The sequence below is a fragment of the Vibrio penaeicida genome, assembly GCF_030689305.1.
GTDB classification, from domain to species: domain Bacteria; phylum Pseudomonadota; class Gammaproteobacteria; order Enterobacterales; family Vibrionaceae; genus Vibrio; species Vibrio penaeicida_B.
On record NZ_JAUYVM010000017.1, the window covers coordinates 67,181 to 83,680 of the forward strand.

General features: G+C 45.1%; 17 protein-coding genes. 2 read left to right on the top strand and 15 right to left on the bottom strand.

Annotation, left to right across the window (positions count from 1 at the left end; translation table 11 throughout):
• Position 1: 1 nt before the first annotated feature.
• From Q8W40_RS22120 to Q8W40_RS22175, 12 genes are all read right to left on the bottom strand, one after another.
• Positions 2-427: a hypothetical protein gene (locus tag Q8W40_RS22120; protein WP_305400299.1), complete on the bottom strand. Its 426-nt coding sequence runs from the start codon at positions 425-427 to the stop codon at positions 2-4.
• 74 nt (positions 428-501) lie between these two features.
• Complete coding sequence (locus Q8W40_RS22125) at positions 502-972, bottom strand: TadE/TadG family type IV pilus assembly protein (protein WP_305400300.1); 471 nt, start codon at positions 970-972, stop codon at positions 502-504.
• The gene (locus Q8W40_RS22130; RefSeq protein WP_305400302.1) at positions 969-1,739 is read right to left on the bottom strand and encodes a tetratricopeptide repeat protein; all 771 of its coding nucleotides are present in this window, start codon (positions 1,737-1,739) and stop codon (positions 969-971) included. The genes Q8W40_RS22125 and Q8W40_RS22130 overlap by 4 nt, the downstream gene beginning before the upstream one ends.
• Positions 1,736-2,656 carry a type II secretion system F family protein gene (locus Q8W40_RS22135; RefSeq protein ID WP_305400303.1) on the bottom strand — a complete coding sequence of 307 codons (921 nt, stop codon included), beginning with the start codon at positions 2,654-2,656 and terminating at the stop codon, positions 1,736-1,738. The genes Q8W40_RS22130 and Q8W40_RS22135 overlap by 4 nt, the downstream gene beginning before the upstream one ends.
• Before the next feature lie 5 nt (positions 2,657-2,661).
• The gene (locus Q8W40_RS22140; RefSeq protein ID WP_305400304.1) at positions 2,662-3,561 is read right to left on the bottom strand and encodes a type II secretion system F family protein; all 900 of its coding nucleotides are present in this window, start codon (positions 3,559-3,561) and stop codon (positions 2,662-2,664) included.
• Positions 3,561-4,859 (bottom strand): CpaF family protein, encoded by a 1,299-nt coding sequence (locus Q8W40_RS22145; protein ID WP_305400306.1) that lies wholly within the window; start codon positions 4,857-4,859, stop codon positions 3,561-3,563. The genes Q8W40_RS22140 and Q8W40_RS22145 overlap by 1 nt, the downstream gene beginning before the upstream one ends.
• A 6-nt stretch (positions 4,860-4,865) precedes the next feature.
• The gene (locus Q8W40_RS22150) at positions 4,866-5,993 is read right to left on the bottom strand and encodes an AAA family ATPase (protein WP_305400308.1); all 1,128 of its coding nucleotides are present in this window, start codon (positions 5,991-5,993) and stop codon (positions 4,866-4,868) included.
• Positions 5,994-5,996: 3 nt separating this feature from the next.
• On the bottom strand, positions 5,997-6,557 hold the full coding sequence (locus tag Q8W40_RS22155; protein WP_305400310.1) for a hypothetical protein: 561 nt from the start codon (positions 6,555-6,557) through the stop codon (positions 5,997-5,999).
• Positions 6,558-6,565: 8 nt separating this feature from the next.
• Positions 6,566-7,984 (bottom strand): type II and III secretion system protein family protein, encoded by a 1,419-nt coding sequence (locus tag Q8W40_RS22160; protein WP_305400312.1) that lies wholly within the window; start codon positions 7,982-7,984, stop codon positions 6,566-6,568.
• A 3-nt stretch (positions 7,985-7,987) separates the two neighbouring features.
• Positions 7,988-8,881 carry a Flp pilus assembly protein CpaB gene (gene cpaB / locus Q8W40_RS22165; protein ID WP_305400313.1) on the bottom strand — a complete coding sequence of 298 codons (894 nt, stop codon included), beginning with the start codon at positions 8,879-8,881 and terminating at the stop codon, positions 7,988-7,990.
• Between the two features lie 13 nt (positions 8,882-8,894).
• Positions 8,895-9,341: an A24 family peptidase gene (locus Q8W40_RS22170; RefSeq protein ID WP_370693420.1), complete on the bottom strand. Its 447-nt coding sequence runs from the start codon at positions 9,339-9,341 to the stop codon at positions 8,895-8,897.
• Positions 9,325-9,525: a Flp family type IVb pilin gene (locus tag Q8W40_RS22175; protein ID WP_022551875.1), complete on the bottom strand. Its 201-nt coding sequence runs from the start codon at positions 9,523-9,525 to the stop codon at positions 9,325-9,327. The genes Q8W40_RS22170 and Q8W40_RS22175 overlap by 17 nt, the downstream gene beginning before the upstream one ends.
• Before the next feature lie 230 nt (positions 9,526-9,755).
• On the opposite strand from Q8W40_RS22175, the gene Q8W40_RS22180 reads away from it, so the two are divergent.
• Positions 9,756-13,343: a DUF1566 domain-containing protein gene (locus Q8W40_RS22180; RefSeq protein ID WP_305400320.1), complete on the top strand. Its 3,588-nt coding sequence runs from the start codon at positions 9,756-9,758 to the stop codon at positions 13,341-13,343.
• A 13-nt stretch (positions 13,344-13,356) separates the two neighbouring features.
• Positions 13,357-14,049 carry a hypothetical protein gene (locus Q8W40_RS22185; RefSeq protein WP_305400322.1) on the top strand — a complete coding sequence of 231 codons (693 nt, stop codon included), beginning with the start codon at positions 13,357-13,359 and terminating at the stop codon, positions 14,047-14,049.
• Between the two features lie 101 nt (positions 14,050-14,150).
• Here Q8W40_RS22185 and Q8W40_RS22190 read toward each other — a convergent pair whose 3' ends face one another.
• From Q8W40_RS22190 to ftnA, 3 genes are all read right to left on the bottom strand, one after another.
• Complete coding sequence (locus Q8W40_RS22190) at positions 14,151-15,338, bottom strand: NAD(P)/FAD-dependent oxidoreductase (RefSeq protein ID WP_305400323.1); 1,188 nt, start codon at positions 15,336-15,338, stop codon at positions 14,151-14,153.
• A 150-nt stretch (positions 15,339-15,488) separates the two neighbouring features.
• The gene (gene uspB / locus Q8W40_RS22195; protein WP_101114581.1) at positions 15,489-15,812 is read right to left on the bottom strand and encodes a universal stress protein UspB; all 324 of its coding nucleotides are present in this window, start codon (positions 15,810-15,812) and stop codon (positions 15,489-15,491) included.
• 67 nt (positions 15,813-15,879) lie between these two features.
• On the bottom strand, positions 15,880-16,410 hold the full coding sequence (ftnA, locus tag Q8W40_RS22200; RefSeq protein WP_101114582.1) for a non-heme ferritin: 531 nt from the start codon (positions 16,408-16,410) through the stop codon (positions 15,880-15,882).
• Positions 16,411-16,500 lie beyond the last annotated feature (90 nt).

A 16,500-nucleotide genomic window follows, 5' to 3' on the forward strand; every position in this document is an offset into this window, starting at 1 on the left:
CTTAGTTGACCTCTCGGATCATGTGTGAGGAAAAACGACCTTTCGGCCACAGGTTCCAAATAGGATTGGTCTCTTCAGGGTCAAAACATAGGGTGACTTCGACCAAACTCCCTAATGCAAAATCCGGCCAACGCCTGGTCAATGGGCAGCGACCATCAAGTAAAATAACGGTGGTTTCATCGGTTGCGGCGTTATAAGTTGCAATGGATAAGCCAGCTTGTCCTTTGGCTATAAACTCTAATTGGGTTTCTGCAAAATCACGGAAATAAGGAAGCTGAGCGATATTGTTCTCTCTTGTTAGTGTTCTCTGATTTCCGACCAGTGTCAGTATGTTGTAGTTTAAGTTGATGAGTCTCTGTTCAACACGCATGATGGTGAGTAGCTCCGACGAAGCCAGTATGATGGTCAGTAATATAGGAGCAATCATAGCCATCTCTAGACTTATGCTTCCTTTGGCTCGGGAAGGGAGAGCTGACTGACGTAGCTTTTTTATGCACATAGTTAGTTAAACAATAAGTCCTGAGAAATAATGACGGTGCTGGTTTGTTTGAGTTTTTCTGGCTCAAAAAAGCCCAGTGGGCTGAATTTCAACTCAGTAGTCAAGGTGGCCGTCACTCGGTAAACGGGATCAGAAGGACGATAAATAGGATCGACCTCTTCTTCTTCATCTTCCACTTGCAACAGTGCATCCATCGAATCAAACTTGATCAGTTCAACGGTGACCGCGTCGAGAAATCCAAAGCCGTGCTCTTCAACCATGCGTTTTACTTTCCCGCTGGTTAAAGGGTTGTTGTACCAATTTTCTGTAAGCAGTTCGCGAAGAGATTGGCGCATGGCATGTTCGAGTAATCCGTATTGAAGATGGAGCCGCGATACATCAAAAAACATCAAAGTGATTGCGAGAAAAACAGGCATCAAAAAAGCGGTTTCAAGGCTGATCACCCCTTTTTGCCGTTTTGACGAGCTTGTCATAGTAGGGTTCCCGAGCCAATCAAACGACCTTTGAGTATGGACAGATCTCTTTCCACTTCACTGGCGGGTAAATGACGAGTTAACAGAGCCCTGGCTTGATCTTCATCGCCTTCTGCCAGTAGCAATAGAGCAAAGTTAAGCTCGACCTGAATAGGCAACTGCTGATACGCCAACAAAGGCTCAAAAGTCTGTCGTGCCTTAGCCAACTGATTGTCCTGCAGATAGCTAAGCGCTAAATTGGAGCGATAATGAGGATTGTCGGGCGCAAGAGCGACGGCTTGAGTGAGCTCTGAACGAGCTCGTTCTAAATCAAACTCCAGTAAAGCAATGCCTAGCCCGTTATGAAGTTGAGCCTTAATACGACTATTATTCGCTTTACTGACCCCCAACTCATAAACGGCGATGGCTTCTGGCACTCTTGCAGCAGCCAGAAGATAGCGACCTAAGTACATACTTGCTTGGGCAGCCATAGGATCTTCAGCTAAGGTGACGTGCTTTAGTTTGGCGATAGCCGCTTCTTTTTTGTCTTGGTTATACTGGCTACGGGCAAGCATAAGCTGATATTCAAGTTTGTCTGGGGAAGCGCTAAGCAGCCTTAAGTACTGCTCTTCAGCCTTTGCAAACTGACCGTAGTTAAAGGAAGCTTCAGCCAGAACTTTTTCGTTATTTTCCGTCTGTTTTTTCACTTTTTGCGGCGTTGCGCAGCCTAGCAGCATAAGACAAAGGAAAATGGAGGTTAGGCCTTTAAAGGTAAAAAATGAACTCATCGTAAGCTCTCTAGTAATAGGTTCATTGTTGGAGTAATGATAAGAACAAGCAGAGGCAACATAATAAGTGCCATCTGAATCAAGGTAATGCGACTTGGCAGCTTACCGGCTTGTTCCTGAAGGGCCATTTTTCTCATTTGGCGTGCATCATCACTGATGGTTCTCATGGTTTCCGCAAGAGGAGAACCATATCGCTCGGCCATAGAAATGGTGCTTGCCAAACGCTCAAGTTCTTTTAATCCGGTTCTCCATGCCATTTTTTTCAGACACTCAGAAGATTCTCCCCGCACTTGAATCTCAGCGTGGGTACGCAAAAACTGGTTGGCCAACATGGGTTCCACATCAAGTAGGTATGTACCGACTTTTTCCAAAGCACGTTCAAGAGATAACCCGGCTTCTACGCTAATGACCATCAGATCGATGGCATCTGGAACAACTTGTTGTTGTTTTTGTATCGCTTGGCGGGCCAAACGTTTAAGCCAGTACTCCGGAAGGTTTGAACCAAGTACATAGCTAATTAAAATAAACATGACGGTCATGGCTTCAAGAAGCTCTTCTTGAGACCAACGCCAAAAAAGGGCGATAACGGCCGCCATCAAGCCAAGAAACAGCTTGGCACCACGTGTTGAGTTCAGTGCGGTTGGTGATTGTATCCCCGCTTGTTCTAACATTTGAACAAGGCGTTTTTTCTCTTTGTCTGATACAGGATACAGCACCCCTAACGAGCTCCAGAATGACGGAGTGTGTTGGGCAACACCGACGTCTTCATCGTCGTTGATTTTTGTGTATCGTGCACACTGTTCCTGCCAACGTGCAAGGGTTTGCTGAGACAAGAAAAAAGTCGCTAACACTAGGATGAAAATCATCACCAATGCCAATGAGGCAATCCAAAAGTTTGGGATAGCGGTCAGTTCCATGATACTTATCCTTTTAACTGTGTCATGCGTCGAATGAGAAACAGACCAAACAGAATGCTAGTGACAACATATGTCATAACGAGTTGTCCTCCCGTTGAAGCCATTAAAAAGTCAAAGTGTTCTTTCCCTGTGGTAAACAGCACTAAACTGACCAGAACAGGTAGAGCCGCCAGTACTTTAGCTGAGTTACGGGACTCCGATGTAATGCTGAGAATGCTGGCATTAAGTTCGGCTCGGGCTCTTAATGTATGACTGAGCCTTTCCAGTACGCCAGTCAGGCGACCACCGGTTTCTTGTTGCAGACTCAGTACTATGGTTAAGAATCGAAACTCAGCAATGGGCATTCTTTTCGCAGCATGTTTCATTACGTCAGGTAAAGTCTGGCCGACACTGAGCTCATCGTGCATTCGTTCAAACAAACGTCGAGTGATGCCATCGTGCTGGTGAGATATTTCAAGAAAGGTATCCGCCATTGGAGCGCCAACACGTAACGCTCTTAATAGACCATCGATGATGTCTGGCAGCTCATTACGAAAATGGTCCATGGCTTTTTGTTGTTGCTGAAGATAGAAAAAGTAGACGGCCAAGCCAATACTGACGGAACTCAATGGGATTGAAACGTACCAGTCCATGCCGTTGATGATCAGCAGAGTCGAAAAAGCCACCAGTGCTATTATGCCACCCGCCGCCCATTGACGAAGCTTCTCATACCCCAGAAAGGTCACCAAGTTTTGGAACCATTGCCAACGCTCCCAGAAAGGAGCGACGCTCTCCTGCTCTTGGGATAGCGCCACTAGGGTGTATCGGCTGAGCTGTTTTTTCCAACCGTCCTTCTTTTCTATATGATGCCAAGCAAAGGCACCAGCAATTAGCCACACCAAGGTGATTCCAAACAGCAAAGCCACTATGATTTCTCCACGCTGGTTTGCATCTCTTCTTCCAGAGCAAAGTGAGAGGCTTTTTCTAGCAGGGCTTCAGAGACATTGAATACGTTGTAGTCACCGTGGATCTGATGTTTATCCGCGCGTTTGAGATCGAAACGGAAAATCGGCTTGAGCTCAATGTGTTCGCCCTGACTCCCCACGACTTCACTGATGGCGGTAATACGACGATGCCCGTCTCTCATTCTTTCCAGTTGCACAACGACATCGATAGCGCTGACAATTTGACTGCGTATGATTTGATCAGACAGTCGCTCACCACCCATTTGCAACATGTTTGTCAAACGAACAATGGCATCTTGGGGGTTGTTAGCGTGAAGGGTACAAAGCGAGCCGTCATGTCCCGTATTCATCGCCTGCAACATATCAAAGGCTTCCGCCCCACGAACTTCACCTAAAACAATTCTATCTGGACGCATACGAAGTGCGTTTTTGACCAAATCACGAACATTCACCTCTCCGTTCCCTTCCGTACTCGCGTTGCGAGTTTCCAAAGGAACCCAGTGCGGCTGTGCTAAAGAAAGCTCTGCTGCGTCTTCTATGGTAATGATGCGTTCGTCTTCACTGATATGTCGACTTAACGCATTCAACAGGGTTGTTTTACCTGAGCCCGTTCCTCCTGAAATAAGGATATTGCAGCGGCAGTGTGTTGCGATGGCCAAAAAGTCAGCCATTTGGGAAGATAAACTCTGTTTGCTCACTAGGCTATCCAGCATCATTTTGCTAGCTGGAAATTTACGGATAGAGATGCAGGTACCGTGCAATGCAAGTGGCGGAGCGATGACGTTTACTCGGCTGCCATCTTTAAGTCTTGCATCAACCATAGGGTTTGACTCATCCACTCTTCGTCCTATTGCATTCACAATACGCTGAGCGACGTTCAAAACATGCTTACTGTCCCTAAAACGAATGTCGGTTTTTTGGAGAATACCCTGACGCTCCACATACACAGTATCAGGGCCATTCACTAAAATATCTGAAACACTTGGATCTTCTAACAAAGGTTGAATCGGGCCAATGCCCACCATTTCATCAACCAGTTGAAGCGCAAGAACAGCCAACTCCTGATTGTTGTATGGCAGCATTTTTTTTGAAGCAATATTAGCTAAAGCTTCTCGGACTCTCGGTAGCAACTCATCTCTGCTTAGGTTAGCGGCGACCGATGGATCAACCAGTTCATAAAAGGCACTTTTCGCCTCATCCGACATGGTTAACAGTTGATGAGTTCTCTGCTTGGGTGCAAGGCTGCTTTGTCTAAACATGAGCAATTACCTTTTTGCTGCCGATGATGCAGAGCTGACCATTTGGCCTAGCTGAGCAAGCTTTTTACTGAATCGAGTACTTTGAGACATAATAGGTTTGCCTACCAGTTCTGACTTTTCGAACGCTTTGGCATCAAAAGGGAGCTCAAGGGACAAATCTAAGCCTAGAGACTTACTCAGTTCAGTCTTAGGCACTCGCCCTTTACTTTTTCTGCACAAATTACCCACCAAAATCTGTCTTTGATGTGTCGATTGAACGCGCGCTCTAAGTTTGGCTAAGAAGCGGTAACTATTGAGGCTGTAATCGGTGACGTAAATACAGTTATCGGCTTTTTCAATGACGTCTAACATGGCTGGGTTATGGAGGTTGGGTACATCAATAATCACCGTACCATAGTGCTCTGCCAGAGCCTGAATGGTCTCAGTTATCGAGCCATGGTTGTCGGAGGGTAACTGGCTATCTTGACCATAAAACAGGTGCAGTGTTTTTGAAAACTGATGGCTACTGTGAGCGAGCAGAGTTTCGTCAATACGATCCGCATCTTTTAGAATATTTTCTAAATTGGGTTCATAGTCAGTGCCAAGTAAAATAGGGTGCTGACTATGGAAGACATCAAGGTCGACAAGCGCAACGTGCTGACTTTGCTTTTCTGCAAGATAGTAGCCTAAGTTGCTGGCAATAGTACTGACACCACAGCCGCCAGAGCTACCAAGAACACAGATAATTTTGCCCGTACGTAGGGATTTTTTCACCTGATAACCTTGAAGATGAAGCAAACTCAATCTTAATGCATCGGCATCAAGGGGAGTTGTGTGGTAGTCGTTCACTCCGGCAAACATTAAGTGGCGATAAAGGGTCACTTCTTGCTTCTTCCCCAGAACGATCAACTTCATCTGAGGCGGGCAATGATGTGATAGCTCACTAAGGGCGCTATCTAAGTTTACACAGTCACCTCCATCAACCAACAAAAGGTCGGGGGCGCCATGTTTTGTACACCACTCTCTCGCCTTGTTAATGTCGCCTTTTTGTACCTGAATATTCTGGTTATCAATGTCGGCAGCCAGTTGAGTGATGATTTGTTGACTGTGGTCGTCTAATACAAAAGCAACGACGTTAAACGTACTGTCTGACACGGGTTAATCCTCTCCGGTTACTGACTGCTTTTCCGCAGATTTGATTTTGTTGTTGTAAAGCCTTTGAACAGCACCGGCAGATAGTGCAGTGTTATGCTCTTGGTAGGTATTCCCCTGATGCCATGCCACTTTATTGCTGGTACTGAAGTACTGATTGCGAAAGTGCTGACAGGCTTGACGAGTCACAGGAACAGCGGATTTATTGTATCGACACGTATCCGGCGCAAAAATCACTTCGATATCTCCCTGCATGGTTTCCTCCACGCCAGGGGTATGATCCAGCTCGACTTGCATTAAGAGTTTGTTTGAAAGATGGCTTTCAATCTCTTGTTTTGCTGATTGACTAAGCAAGCCGCCTTGCAGAGTAATATTTATCACTCCCACCTCTTCTCGATGAATAAGGGGCGCGGTTAACTGATCTAATACAACAGGCAGTGTTTCCAAGTTAGCGTTAAATTCAGCCGTGTCGGTGTAACTACGATGCGGAAGTACTTGATTTGGTGCTACACAAGCGACCAATGCGGGCAACAACAAAGCCACTGAACAAAGTTTTAATTGTTTCATCATTATTCCTAATAGTTGTATCCGTAGTTGCCGAACAATCTGTTGTTTTGATCGTGTGTTTCCCCTGTTTTATGCAGGAATACGCGCTCAAAACGACTCGCTGGTCTGTAACGATCCAGAGGTGTGGTAAGAAGAGAGGGATCACTTGTGGGTTCGACTAAGCGGGCAGTGGCAATAATAACCAACTCACTTTCTGAGTTTTTGAAGCTGTTGTTACTAAAAAAAGGGGCCAGTACAGGGATTTCGCCAAGGAAAGGCAAAGCTTCCACTTTATGATCTTGATAGGTGCGAACTAAACCGGCTAGCGCAAAGCTTTGTCCATCTGCCAGTTCTATGGTAGTGGTGGCTCGACGGGTTTCGATTCCCGGCACTTCAACACCGGCAATGGAGACGCTGTTTTCACGGCTTAACGTCGATACTTCAGGCGCAACCGTTAAGCTGATCTGGTTGTTGCTCAGTACGGTTGGCGTCAACTCCAAAGCGATACCAAACTTTTTAAACTCAATGCTGACACCGTCGTCGCCATTGTCGACAGGGAAGGGAAATTCTCCTCCAGACATAAAGGTGGCAGCTTCTCCGGACTTGGCCGTTAGATTAGGCTCAGCAAGGACATTCACTAGACTGTTTTCGACTAAGGCATCAATGATCACATTTAAACCATGCTGATCGGGTCCACTAGGCAAGTTGTTAGTAGGAAACTTATTACCCGGCGATACCCCAAGAGCAGTTTGCAAACTGTCCCAAGTGCCCCAACGCATGTTACCAACAGAGCTCCATCTAAGGCCCAGTTGTTCGCTGGTGGTCCGTTCCATCTCGACGATACGTACGGAGATATTAACCTGAGTGCTTCCTGCGGTTTTTAGTTGATTAACCACTAATGGGTAAGTACCCATACCACCGCCAGGCTTCGCTGCTCCGTTTGCCCTAGCACTGTTCCCGTCCTGTGAAGAAGGCGCCCCCATGGTTTGTGTATCTTCTTCTTGAAGAGATTTCGCATAACCAGAAGCCATGCTGAGAATTTCATGAGCTTGCAGTGGTGTCGACACTTCTCCCATCGCGATAATGGCCCCGCCACTGTAGGCGAAGGAAACGCTAGCATCTGGGAAAGCATGTCGGACATTTTGCTCAAGATCAGAGAGATCAGCGCTGATCACGATTTTATAATGGGCCAATGTAGAAGCGTTAGCACCAAGGACAAGTAAGTCTGTATCCCCTAGCTTTTTACCCGCAATCATAACGTGTTGACTGGAGGGGGCATGTACAACAAGTAAGTCAGGATCAGACACAAAGACGTCTTGCACCTCACCGGAAACAGCAATTAAACGATTTTCGTTAACGGAGATTTCTAGCGTGTTAACCTTTGCATAGGCCTGAGCAGAGCAAAGCAGTGTCAGCACACATATACAGAGTGTTTTGAAAGTGTTCATGGGTTATCTCGCTGTCGGTTTTTCTTGTTTACGGACATCCTGACCGTCAAAAATTCGGATAGAGTGCTGTGGTCGCATGCGCGGATTATGGTTATCAGAAATTTCCTCATCCCATAGCGTGACTTTGTCTGATTGAGCTAGGCTAGCGTCTTGATAGGCACTACGAAGTAAAAGAGACAAAGCACCAAGCTTACGAGCCAGCAGCAAGCGTTGCGCCTGATCGGCCGTTACTTCAAAAGTGACCGGGATGGTGCGCTCCCCGTTTTGATTGAGTGAGCTTGATGGATCTTGTTTCTCTGAAGCACTAAGAATGTCCGTCAAAACATTGTCTACTGCTAGCAAGCGAACATTTTCTAAAACTAAGTTGTTAGCGTGTTTAGTGACTTCCCCAAACCCTTCATCATCTTGATGTTTTTTGGTAGTGGTTAAGAGAATATCGACATAGTTACCAGCTCGAATTAATCCGTAGTTGCTGCCAGCAAAGGTGATATCTAAGGTGACACCTTTCATCCCAGGAGCAAGCATAGAAGAAAGATAATGACTTTGTTCCGGACGGATAATGACAGAAGAGGTTAAAGGCTGACCAGTGACAAGAGATTGAGTGATCAAGCTGCCTTCTAATGATTTAAGTTCGACAAAATCTTTTAAAAACAGATCAATCAATTGATGTTCAGAATCATCGAACGGTGCCCAGATAAAATCCTGAGAGCGAAGTAAAGAACCAACCTGAATAGGGTATTTGGCAACCAAAATCCTTGGAGCAATCGCTTTAGGTTCTTCTACTTTGACCTGTTCTTCTGTTTTTGATACTGGCGATGCCGCCGTATTTGACCAGACAAACATTAGCGTAACGAGTAGTAAACCTATGCTAATGAGCACAAAAAGTAACTTTTTCATGGTGTTTGCTTTTTTAAATGTAGTGAATGGTTGTTATGGCACTGCCAGCAATAGCAACGGCATAAGGCACCGTTTTTATAGGGGAGTATTTTATCAAACCCAAACCAACTAAATAGTTGTATACGAGGATGGCTATACTTAATCCTCCACCTACCAAAGCGGTTTGCAGTAACAACCACTGCCAATTTTCGATGGAGCCATAGGCGCATATTGCCAGCAACTTACTGTCACCGGCCCCTAGCCAGCGATAGTGGAAAGCAACAATGCCTAGGAACAAAATGATCAAACTAATGATGGCGTGATAAACACTAAGCGGGACGGCAGTGAACACCACAATCGCCAGCATCAATAACGCCCAGTTTGGGACTGTTCGATTTTTTATGTCAGTCAGTGAAACTATGCATAACAGAGCAAAAGTGGTGGCTTTAAGTAATAAAAGGAAATTACTCTCCACTTGCACCCATGTTCATACCGTCAATAATGGCCTGAAATTTATCTTTTAGTGCAGTGATGAATAGACCGTCAGAACCAAAAATCGCCAAGATCCCCGCTGCTAAACCTGCCGCAAGAATCCCGTATTCAATAGCTGTAGCCCCACTTTCATCTTTAAAGTAGCGTTTTAGAAGGTTGGTGAAACCATTCATTGAAATATCCCTTTAATTGTATTCGGTAGTCAAATGATTATGAGAATTATTATTAATATCATTGAGAAAATCAATAACAATATTATAATAAACACTAAATAATCATTAATATACAGAATAATGACCTGTAATTATACAGAATGACAGTCATATATAATCATTTATGAGACACACTTGCAGAACGATACACCGTTTTAATTTGGCTGGAATAGTGTTTTTAAGGAATAATCATGCTCTTTAAACGTATAGTTGTTACCAGTTTGCTTGGTTTGGCTACCTTAGGTTGTAGCGAAAGGCCAACAGATGGAGTAGCGTCGACCCCCGGAGGAGGGGGTAGTGGAACCACTACACCGGGAAATCCGGGAACCCCGACCCCCGGAAACCCAGGAACAACGCCCGGTAACCCAGGGGGAGTGGTCACTCCTCCTCAACCACCTACTCAGCTTCGGGATATTACTATCTCAGGACCTGTGCCTCTGGCGACGGCTACCGATATTTTTGAGTTCAAAGTGTGTGCAGGAAACACTTGTGACACATGGCAGAGTGCTGTATCGGAAGGCAGTTATGAATACACCTTTGAAGTCTCACAATGGCCTGACAATCAACCTATTTCTGTGGAAGGCTGGATCGCAAGCCAATCAACGGTGAGTACTAGAGCCAGTAATGCAGGCGCAGCCACCACCACAGCGCAAAGTAAGTACTTTAAGACGAAGTTAGACACCTTAGCGAGCATCATTCAAATGGATAGTTCTGGTGATGGTGTGATTGATGAAACCGAGTTAGTGACTCTGTCGTTAGATCCCATTACTCAAGCATTTAATACCGTCGCTAAGCATCTGCTTTCTACCAGTTTAACCCAGTATGCCAATCTGCCCGTTATGCAAAAAAATGAAGCAGTTAGGCGTTACCTGTCAGAGCAAAGTAGCAACACTTGGGTACATTTAACACAAGATCAAAGAACGGCTATCAATGACCATATGAAGACCACGGGCAGCAGTAGCTGGCGTCCTTCTTATTATGGCAGTTACACCCTAAGCCTCACGCCCGAACAATGGTTACTGATTAAAGGTAATCCCGATACACCAGTAGACGAGCAGGTGGTTGAGATAAATACCGCTCAGCTAAAAGTCATTAACCCATCTAACCATGACAGGGCAATGTTAAATTGGCTGTTTAGATTGACGACTCAGCAACTTGCCAAGGCTCGTGGAGAGCTGGTTTATACCCAACAGCTAGTGATTGAACTGGCTGCGGTTTATGAGCAGATGGCGGACCAAGGAGAACGTGATCTGATTATTGGTTGGAGTCAGGACAGGAAACTCAAAGAACATGTCGCCATAGCGAACCCGGGGGACGGCGAACCTACGGTGTTTGATGCACCATTTGACCTAGTTCTTAGCGATTCATGGCGTGGTAATCAGTATGATTTGCTTGGGCTTTATGATGTTCTCGACATCGAAACCGGTAAAGGCGCTGCCATTACTTGGACATTGAGTCCGGCTGATATTGAACGTATTTATGAACAATATAAGCAGGATGTTGCTGCCGACCCAGACAATAATCCTAGCAAGTACTTTACTCTGCTCAATACCACTTGGCCAGGCAGTGGTACGGGATTACAAGCATTGGGTAAAAAAATACTGGTTGCTCTCGCTGCTGGCCCTAAAGAGCCGATCTGGAAACATTATAAAGCGCAAGTTGGCAAAACGGTGCCTACTTATCCTCAGATGAACATTACCGCTGATGAGCAGATAGAAAGGCGTCATTTAAGATCTTGGGGTAAATTAGAGTATGCCAATTACCACCATCCGCTTAAAAAACAGATAATGGGGTTGGCGCCTGAACAGCATCTTCGTATCAGTGGCCGTTTCCCAGTCGAGTTAGAAGAAGCGTCAGTAGAAGTGGTATTGGGTACTCGTCTAAACAAGCCAAAAAGCGACGACATCAAAGGTCGTCAACCTGTTGGACGCCATGAACCGATTGCTCTGATTGAACTTGATGGTCAACGCAGAAAAAGCATTGATTATGCAGGCAAAAATGGCTTCGTTTTTACCATTCCATTACGCAATGTCGATAATAATTTAGAAAGGTGTCAGCCAGGCAAACCGCCAGTTCCGAACAGAAAGTTTGAACACAACTACGAGTACACGGAAGATGAAATGCACGACACGTTGACTATTCATATCCGCGATAACAAAACTGGCGTCCAGCTAAGGTCGGTATTGGGATCATTCTGTGAATTAGTGAAACGTGATACCAATGGCAATGGCACTTTAGAAATCAGCGAACTAGAGCGATTAAGCGTCGGCTATATCTCGAGTGCGCAAGCGGCGTTAATGTACAAAACCTCGTTATCAAAGCATGGATACGCGGGTTACCTCTACCCGCTTACCCTTGATGAGATCGCCGCTCGATATAGTGCTTTACCCCGTCAGCAAGTTGAATTTTTGGCCGCAATATTTGCACTGCAAGTGGAAGGCAAGTTGTTTGGTCGAGCGATCGATCTGGTTGAAAGCGCGGACATTTATATGGATGTTCTGGATATTCTTGGTATCGACATGTTAGGAGACTACGGCGTGGTATCCAGTAATAACCTGCTGCCAGATATGGAGACCTTGCAAGACAGATTTGCGGCTAAGTATGCCATTGGTGAAGTGCTCATTGATAACCTTGATGTCAATGTGTCTCACATTACTCAAAATATGACTCAGCTATTAGCCAACTCAGAGGAAGACAAATACTACTTCGAGTTTTCAAGGCCAGGAAGTTGGGTAACGGTTTACCCGGTTAGCGTGTTGGATCCTACCTGTCAGGTGGTTCTTAATCACGATCAAGTGCTAGGTGTTCGTATTGATGGTAAAGGCAAAAATGAAGATGGCCACTGGGTGACCATTGGATGGGATAAACAAGCTGGCGCCACTCGATACACATTAGGTTGGGGCAGCAATCAATTTGAAAATGTTGTCGATGCAGAACATCAAAAACCGACAAATAAGTTAAGGGCAACCATCACAGGGCTGACATATGAGCAGGCTTATCATATCCGTGTTCAGAGTAATATTGGAACGCCAAGTGCTCTATTAACCTATTCCCCTCAACATATCCATATTGCTGACTCACGTGTAACTGCGGGTATTGAGTCTGATGATAGCCACCGTGGTAGAGACAGCGACACCGCATGTGATCCACTAAGTGGTAAAGCCAGAAATAGCAATAAAGATGGCATGTTGGGTGCTCGCTACGTCAAGTTGAACAATGATGGCGTACCATTGATTCGACAAGACCTGACGTATAAACAAAGTCCATTTTCTTGTGTCCTTGATGCCCATACTGGACTGGTTTGGGAAACCAAACATGGACGTCAAGATGATGAACCTTACACCATTTTTGATGGTGACAATATGTTTGTTAAAGATGCAACCAACGCTGGCGAAGTGTTTGATGGCACCTGTGCGTTACCTAACTTGAACGTCGTTTCTACGGATCCAAAGCAATGTACGGTTGAGAACCAGATTACTTGGATAAACAGCAAAAAACGTTGTGGATTAAACAACTGGCGTATTCCTACGCTGGAAGAGGGTTACGCCTTGTTCGACTTTGGTAGAAGCCGTGCGTCCAACCTAGATACTCGTTATTTCCCTAATTTGTACTTCCCAAGAATGAACGACAGCACATTCCATGGATTTTGGTTAGATACACCAAGTATGGATGGTCTAAAACATCGAGCACTGACGGCGTTCTGGCTAGAAGCTAAGTACTTTAATAATTCGGATCATAACCCGCTGGTACTAATCAGTGATGGTTACTATGCAGAGTAAAAGGAACAAACGAGTGAAATATTTAACAGCATGTTTATCTCTGATGGTCACGTCTGCATGGGCTAACGAAGACTTACGCGTATGTTTAGCCGATACGGAAATGAACCCAAGCAACCGCTTTACTCATGAAGTGATCACCACCGATGCAGGAGATTACAAAGTGGTGAATGATGCAGCGACGGGTCTGCAGTGGAGTTACTGCTTTATAGGGCAAACACTGAGTAGCGATCAAATGAGTTGCGAGGGTGTACCTACCGTGGCTATGGATCTGTTCCCAGAGCGTAAGTTCTATCCGAATGTGAGAGAAAAAACCCTAGAAATCGTTGAAGCAGAAAATCAGCGATTAGGGGAATCTAACCATTTATGGCATTTGCCAAATATGAAAGATCTGCTCACTATTTATAATGATCGATGTGTTCCAGCAACATATCCCATGTTTAGCTATAAGATCGGTCTCACAACGGAAGAGATCGTTGCGTTAAAAGATACGGATTTTGAATGGGATTGGCCAGAGAATGAAAGAGCAATCGCGTCTGAAAAAATATATAGAGGGCAGGCTTATCATTCACTTCAAGTAAGTACGGACTCGAATCTACCGGGTGAATACTTATTCTTTTATACGGTTCCATTTAATGGTCACAGTTCACCACTGAGAGCCCATTCACAAAATTACAGTATGATGCGTTTGGTAAGGAAAAAGCCATAACGGTAGTAAAATAAAAAGCCAGTCAGCAATAGCTGACTGGCTTTTTAGATAGAATTGTCTCGCCTGAACCTTGAATCAAGGTTTATAGCTAGTAACTTGTCCTACACCCACTGCCCAGCAACAAAACCGCTCGACCATGCCCATTGGAAATTGTAGCCACCGAGCCAACCAGTCACATCCATCACTTCTCCAACGAAGTACAGCCCTTGGATATCCTTGCACTCCATGGTTTTAGAAGATAGATGATCGGTATTCACGCCACCCAAAGTCACCTCTGCGGTGCGATACCCTTCGGTACCATTAGGTAGGATTTGCCAGTTTCCTAAGTAAGCTTCAATTGCTTGCAGTTCTTTGTCGTTGAATTGCTTGAGGGGTTTATCCACCAGCTCTTTGCGCTCTATTAGCGTCTCAACCAAACGCTTAGGAAGTACTTTGGAAAGCGTATTCTTTAAGCTTTGATTTGGGTGTTTTTCGCGAGAAGCGGTCAGCAGATCCAATACATCTGCTTCAGGGACTAAGTTAATCGTCACCTTCTGACCAGCTTGCCAAAATGAAGATATCTGTAATACCGCAGGACCAGATAAACCACGATGGGTAAACAGCAGTGCTTCTTTGAAAACGGTGCCGTCTTCGGCGGTGATTTCAGAAGGAATAGCAATGCCAGATAGCGGCTCAAATGCTTCCTTATCTTCTTTATGCAGTGTGAAAGGCACCAAACCAGCGGTAGTCGAAATCACTTCTATCCCAAATTGCTCGGCGACTTGATAACCAAATGGTGTGGCACCCAATTTAGGCATGGATAAGCCGCCCGTTGCTATCACCAAAGACTCACAGGTGATTTCGTCGGTGTCTATATGAAGTGAGAAACCGCTGTCTGTTTTGTGAATGTTGTGGATATCAGCGCGATAGCGTTGGGTAATACTCGGTTGGTCGCACTCTTTTAGCAAAACGTTCACAATGTCTTTCGCTGAATCGAGACAAAACAGCTGCCCATGATCGCGTTCTTCAAAGTCGACACCATATTTCGAAACCAGCGAGATGAAGTCCCAATTGGTGTATTGCGACAAGGCGGATTTCACGAAATGGGGGTTCTGACACAAGAAGTTGTTTGCCGTCACATCGTAGTTAGTGAAGTTACACCGACCACCACCCGAGATCAGAATTTTTCGCCCCGGTTTTTTGGCATGATCCACCACCAATACTCGGCGACCACGCTTACCCGCTTCGGCTGCACACATTAAGCCTGCCGCTCCGGCACCAACGACTACGACATCAAATTCTGAACTCATTACTTCTTCCACAACGACTTGAGCTTTTGGATTTACTGCTCTCAATCAAAAATAAAAAGGATGCGCGAGTTATCGCGCATCCTTGCAAATCTGATGGGTATTTTACCCAGAGTTACGCTGGGTTTCTACCTCGTCTTGTTGAGCCTTCAATTACAGCATGATGGCAGCAAATAAAGTCACACCAAGTAATGTTGTCGTGAGTACAAACAACTCTCTGACTTTATTGCATTTCCCGGTAAAAATAGGATCGTGATGATGCAGATACTCGCGGCTTTTCAAGTAATGAAAAAGTCGGACTTGTTTGGTGACGTTACCGTGCGTAGTGAAAAAACCACCACCATCTACCTGCTGATACAGTAATGGATGGGCTTCGCGCATGATATAAATGAGTGCGCGTAGCGCGGTAAGGTATCTCGCCATATTAACGCAGCTGACGAGCATAAGCGTGAATAGAATAGTATCGACACTGATCATCTTTTCCTCCCTACATCTTCTTAGACGCCAAAAGGAAAAGACAATCAAATTGACTTTAACTCGCTACTTAGACTGCAGCGGAAGCGTCCATGATAGAAGACGAACCTTCTTTTGCCATGGCTGCTAGATCTTTGTCGATAAAGAACAGCGCTTTACCGTCTTCACCTACAAGTTCCAGCTTATCTAAAATCCCTTTAAACAATTTCTCTTCTTCATGTTGCTCTGCAACGTACCACTGAAGAAAATTAAAGGTTGAGTAGTCTTGGCTAGTAAATGCACCGTGCGCCAGTTTGTTGATTTTTTGAGTGATCATTTGCTCATGTTCAAACGTTTCACGGAAAACATCACCAAGGCTACCAAATTCGTGCTTTGGCGCTTCTATAGCACCTAAGATAGGCATTGCCCCTGTTTCACTCACGTAAGTAAAGAGACGTTGCATATGCTCCATTTCTTCTACTGCGTGAGCACGCAAAAACTCGGCCGCACCTTCGAATCCTTTATCTTCACACCAAGCACTCATTTGTAAGTATAGATTGGATGAAAAGAATTCGAGATTTATTTGCTCATTCAGTTGTTCGACCATTGTCTGAGACAGCATGAAATGCTCCTGTTAACTACTTGTAATTGTTGTCACTATAACACGATATACGGGAGCGTCGATGCTTCAATTTTCTCATTGAGAATAAGA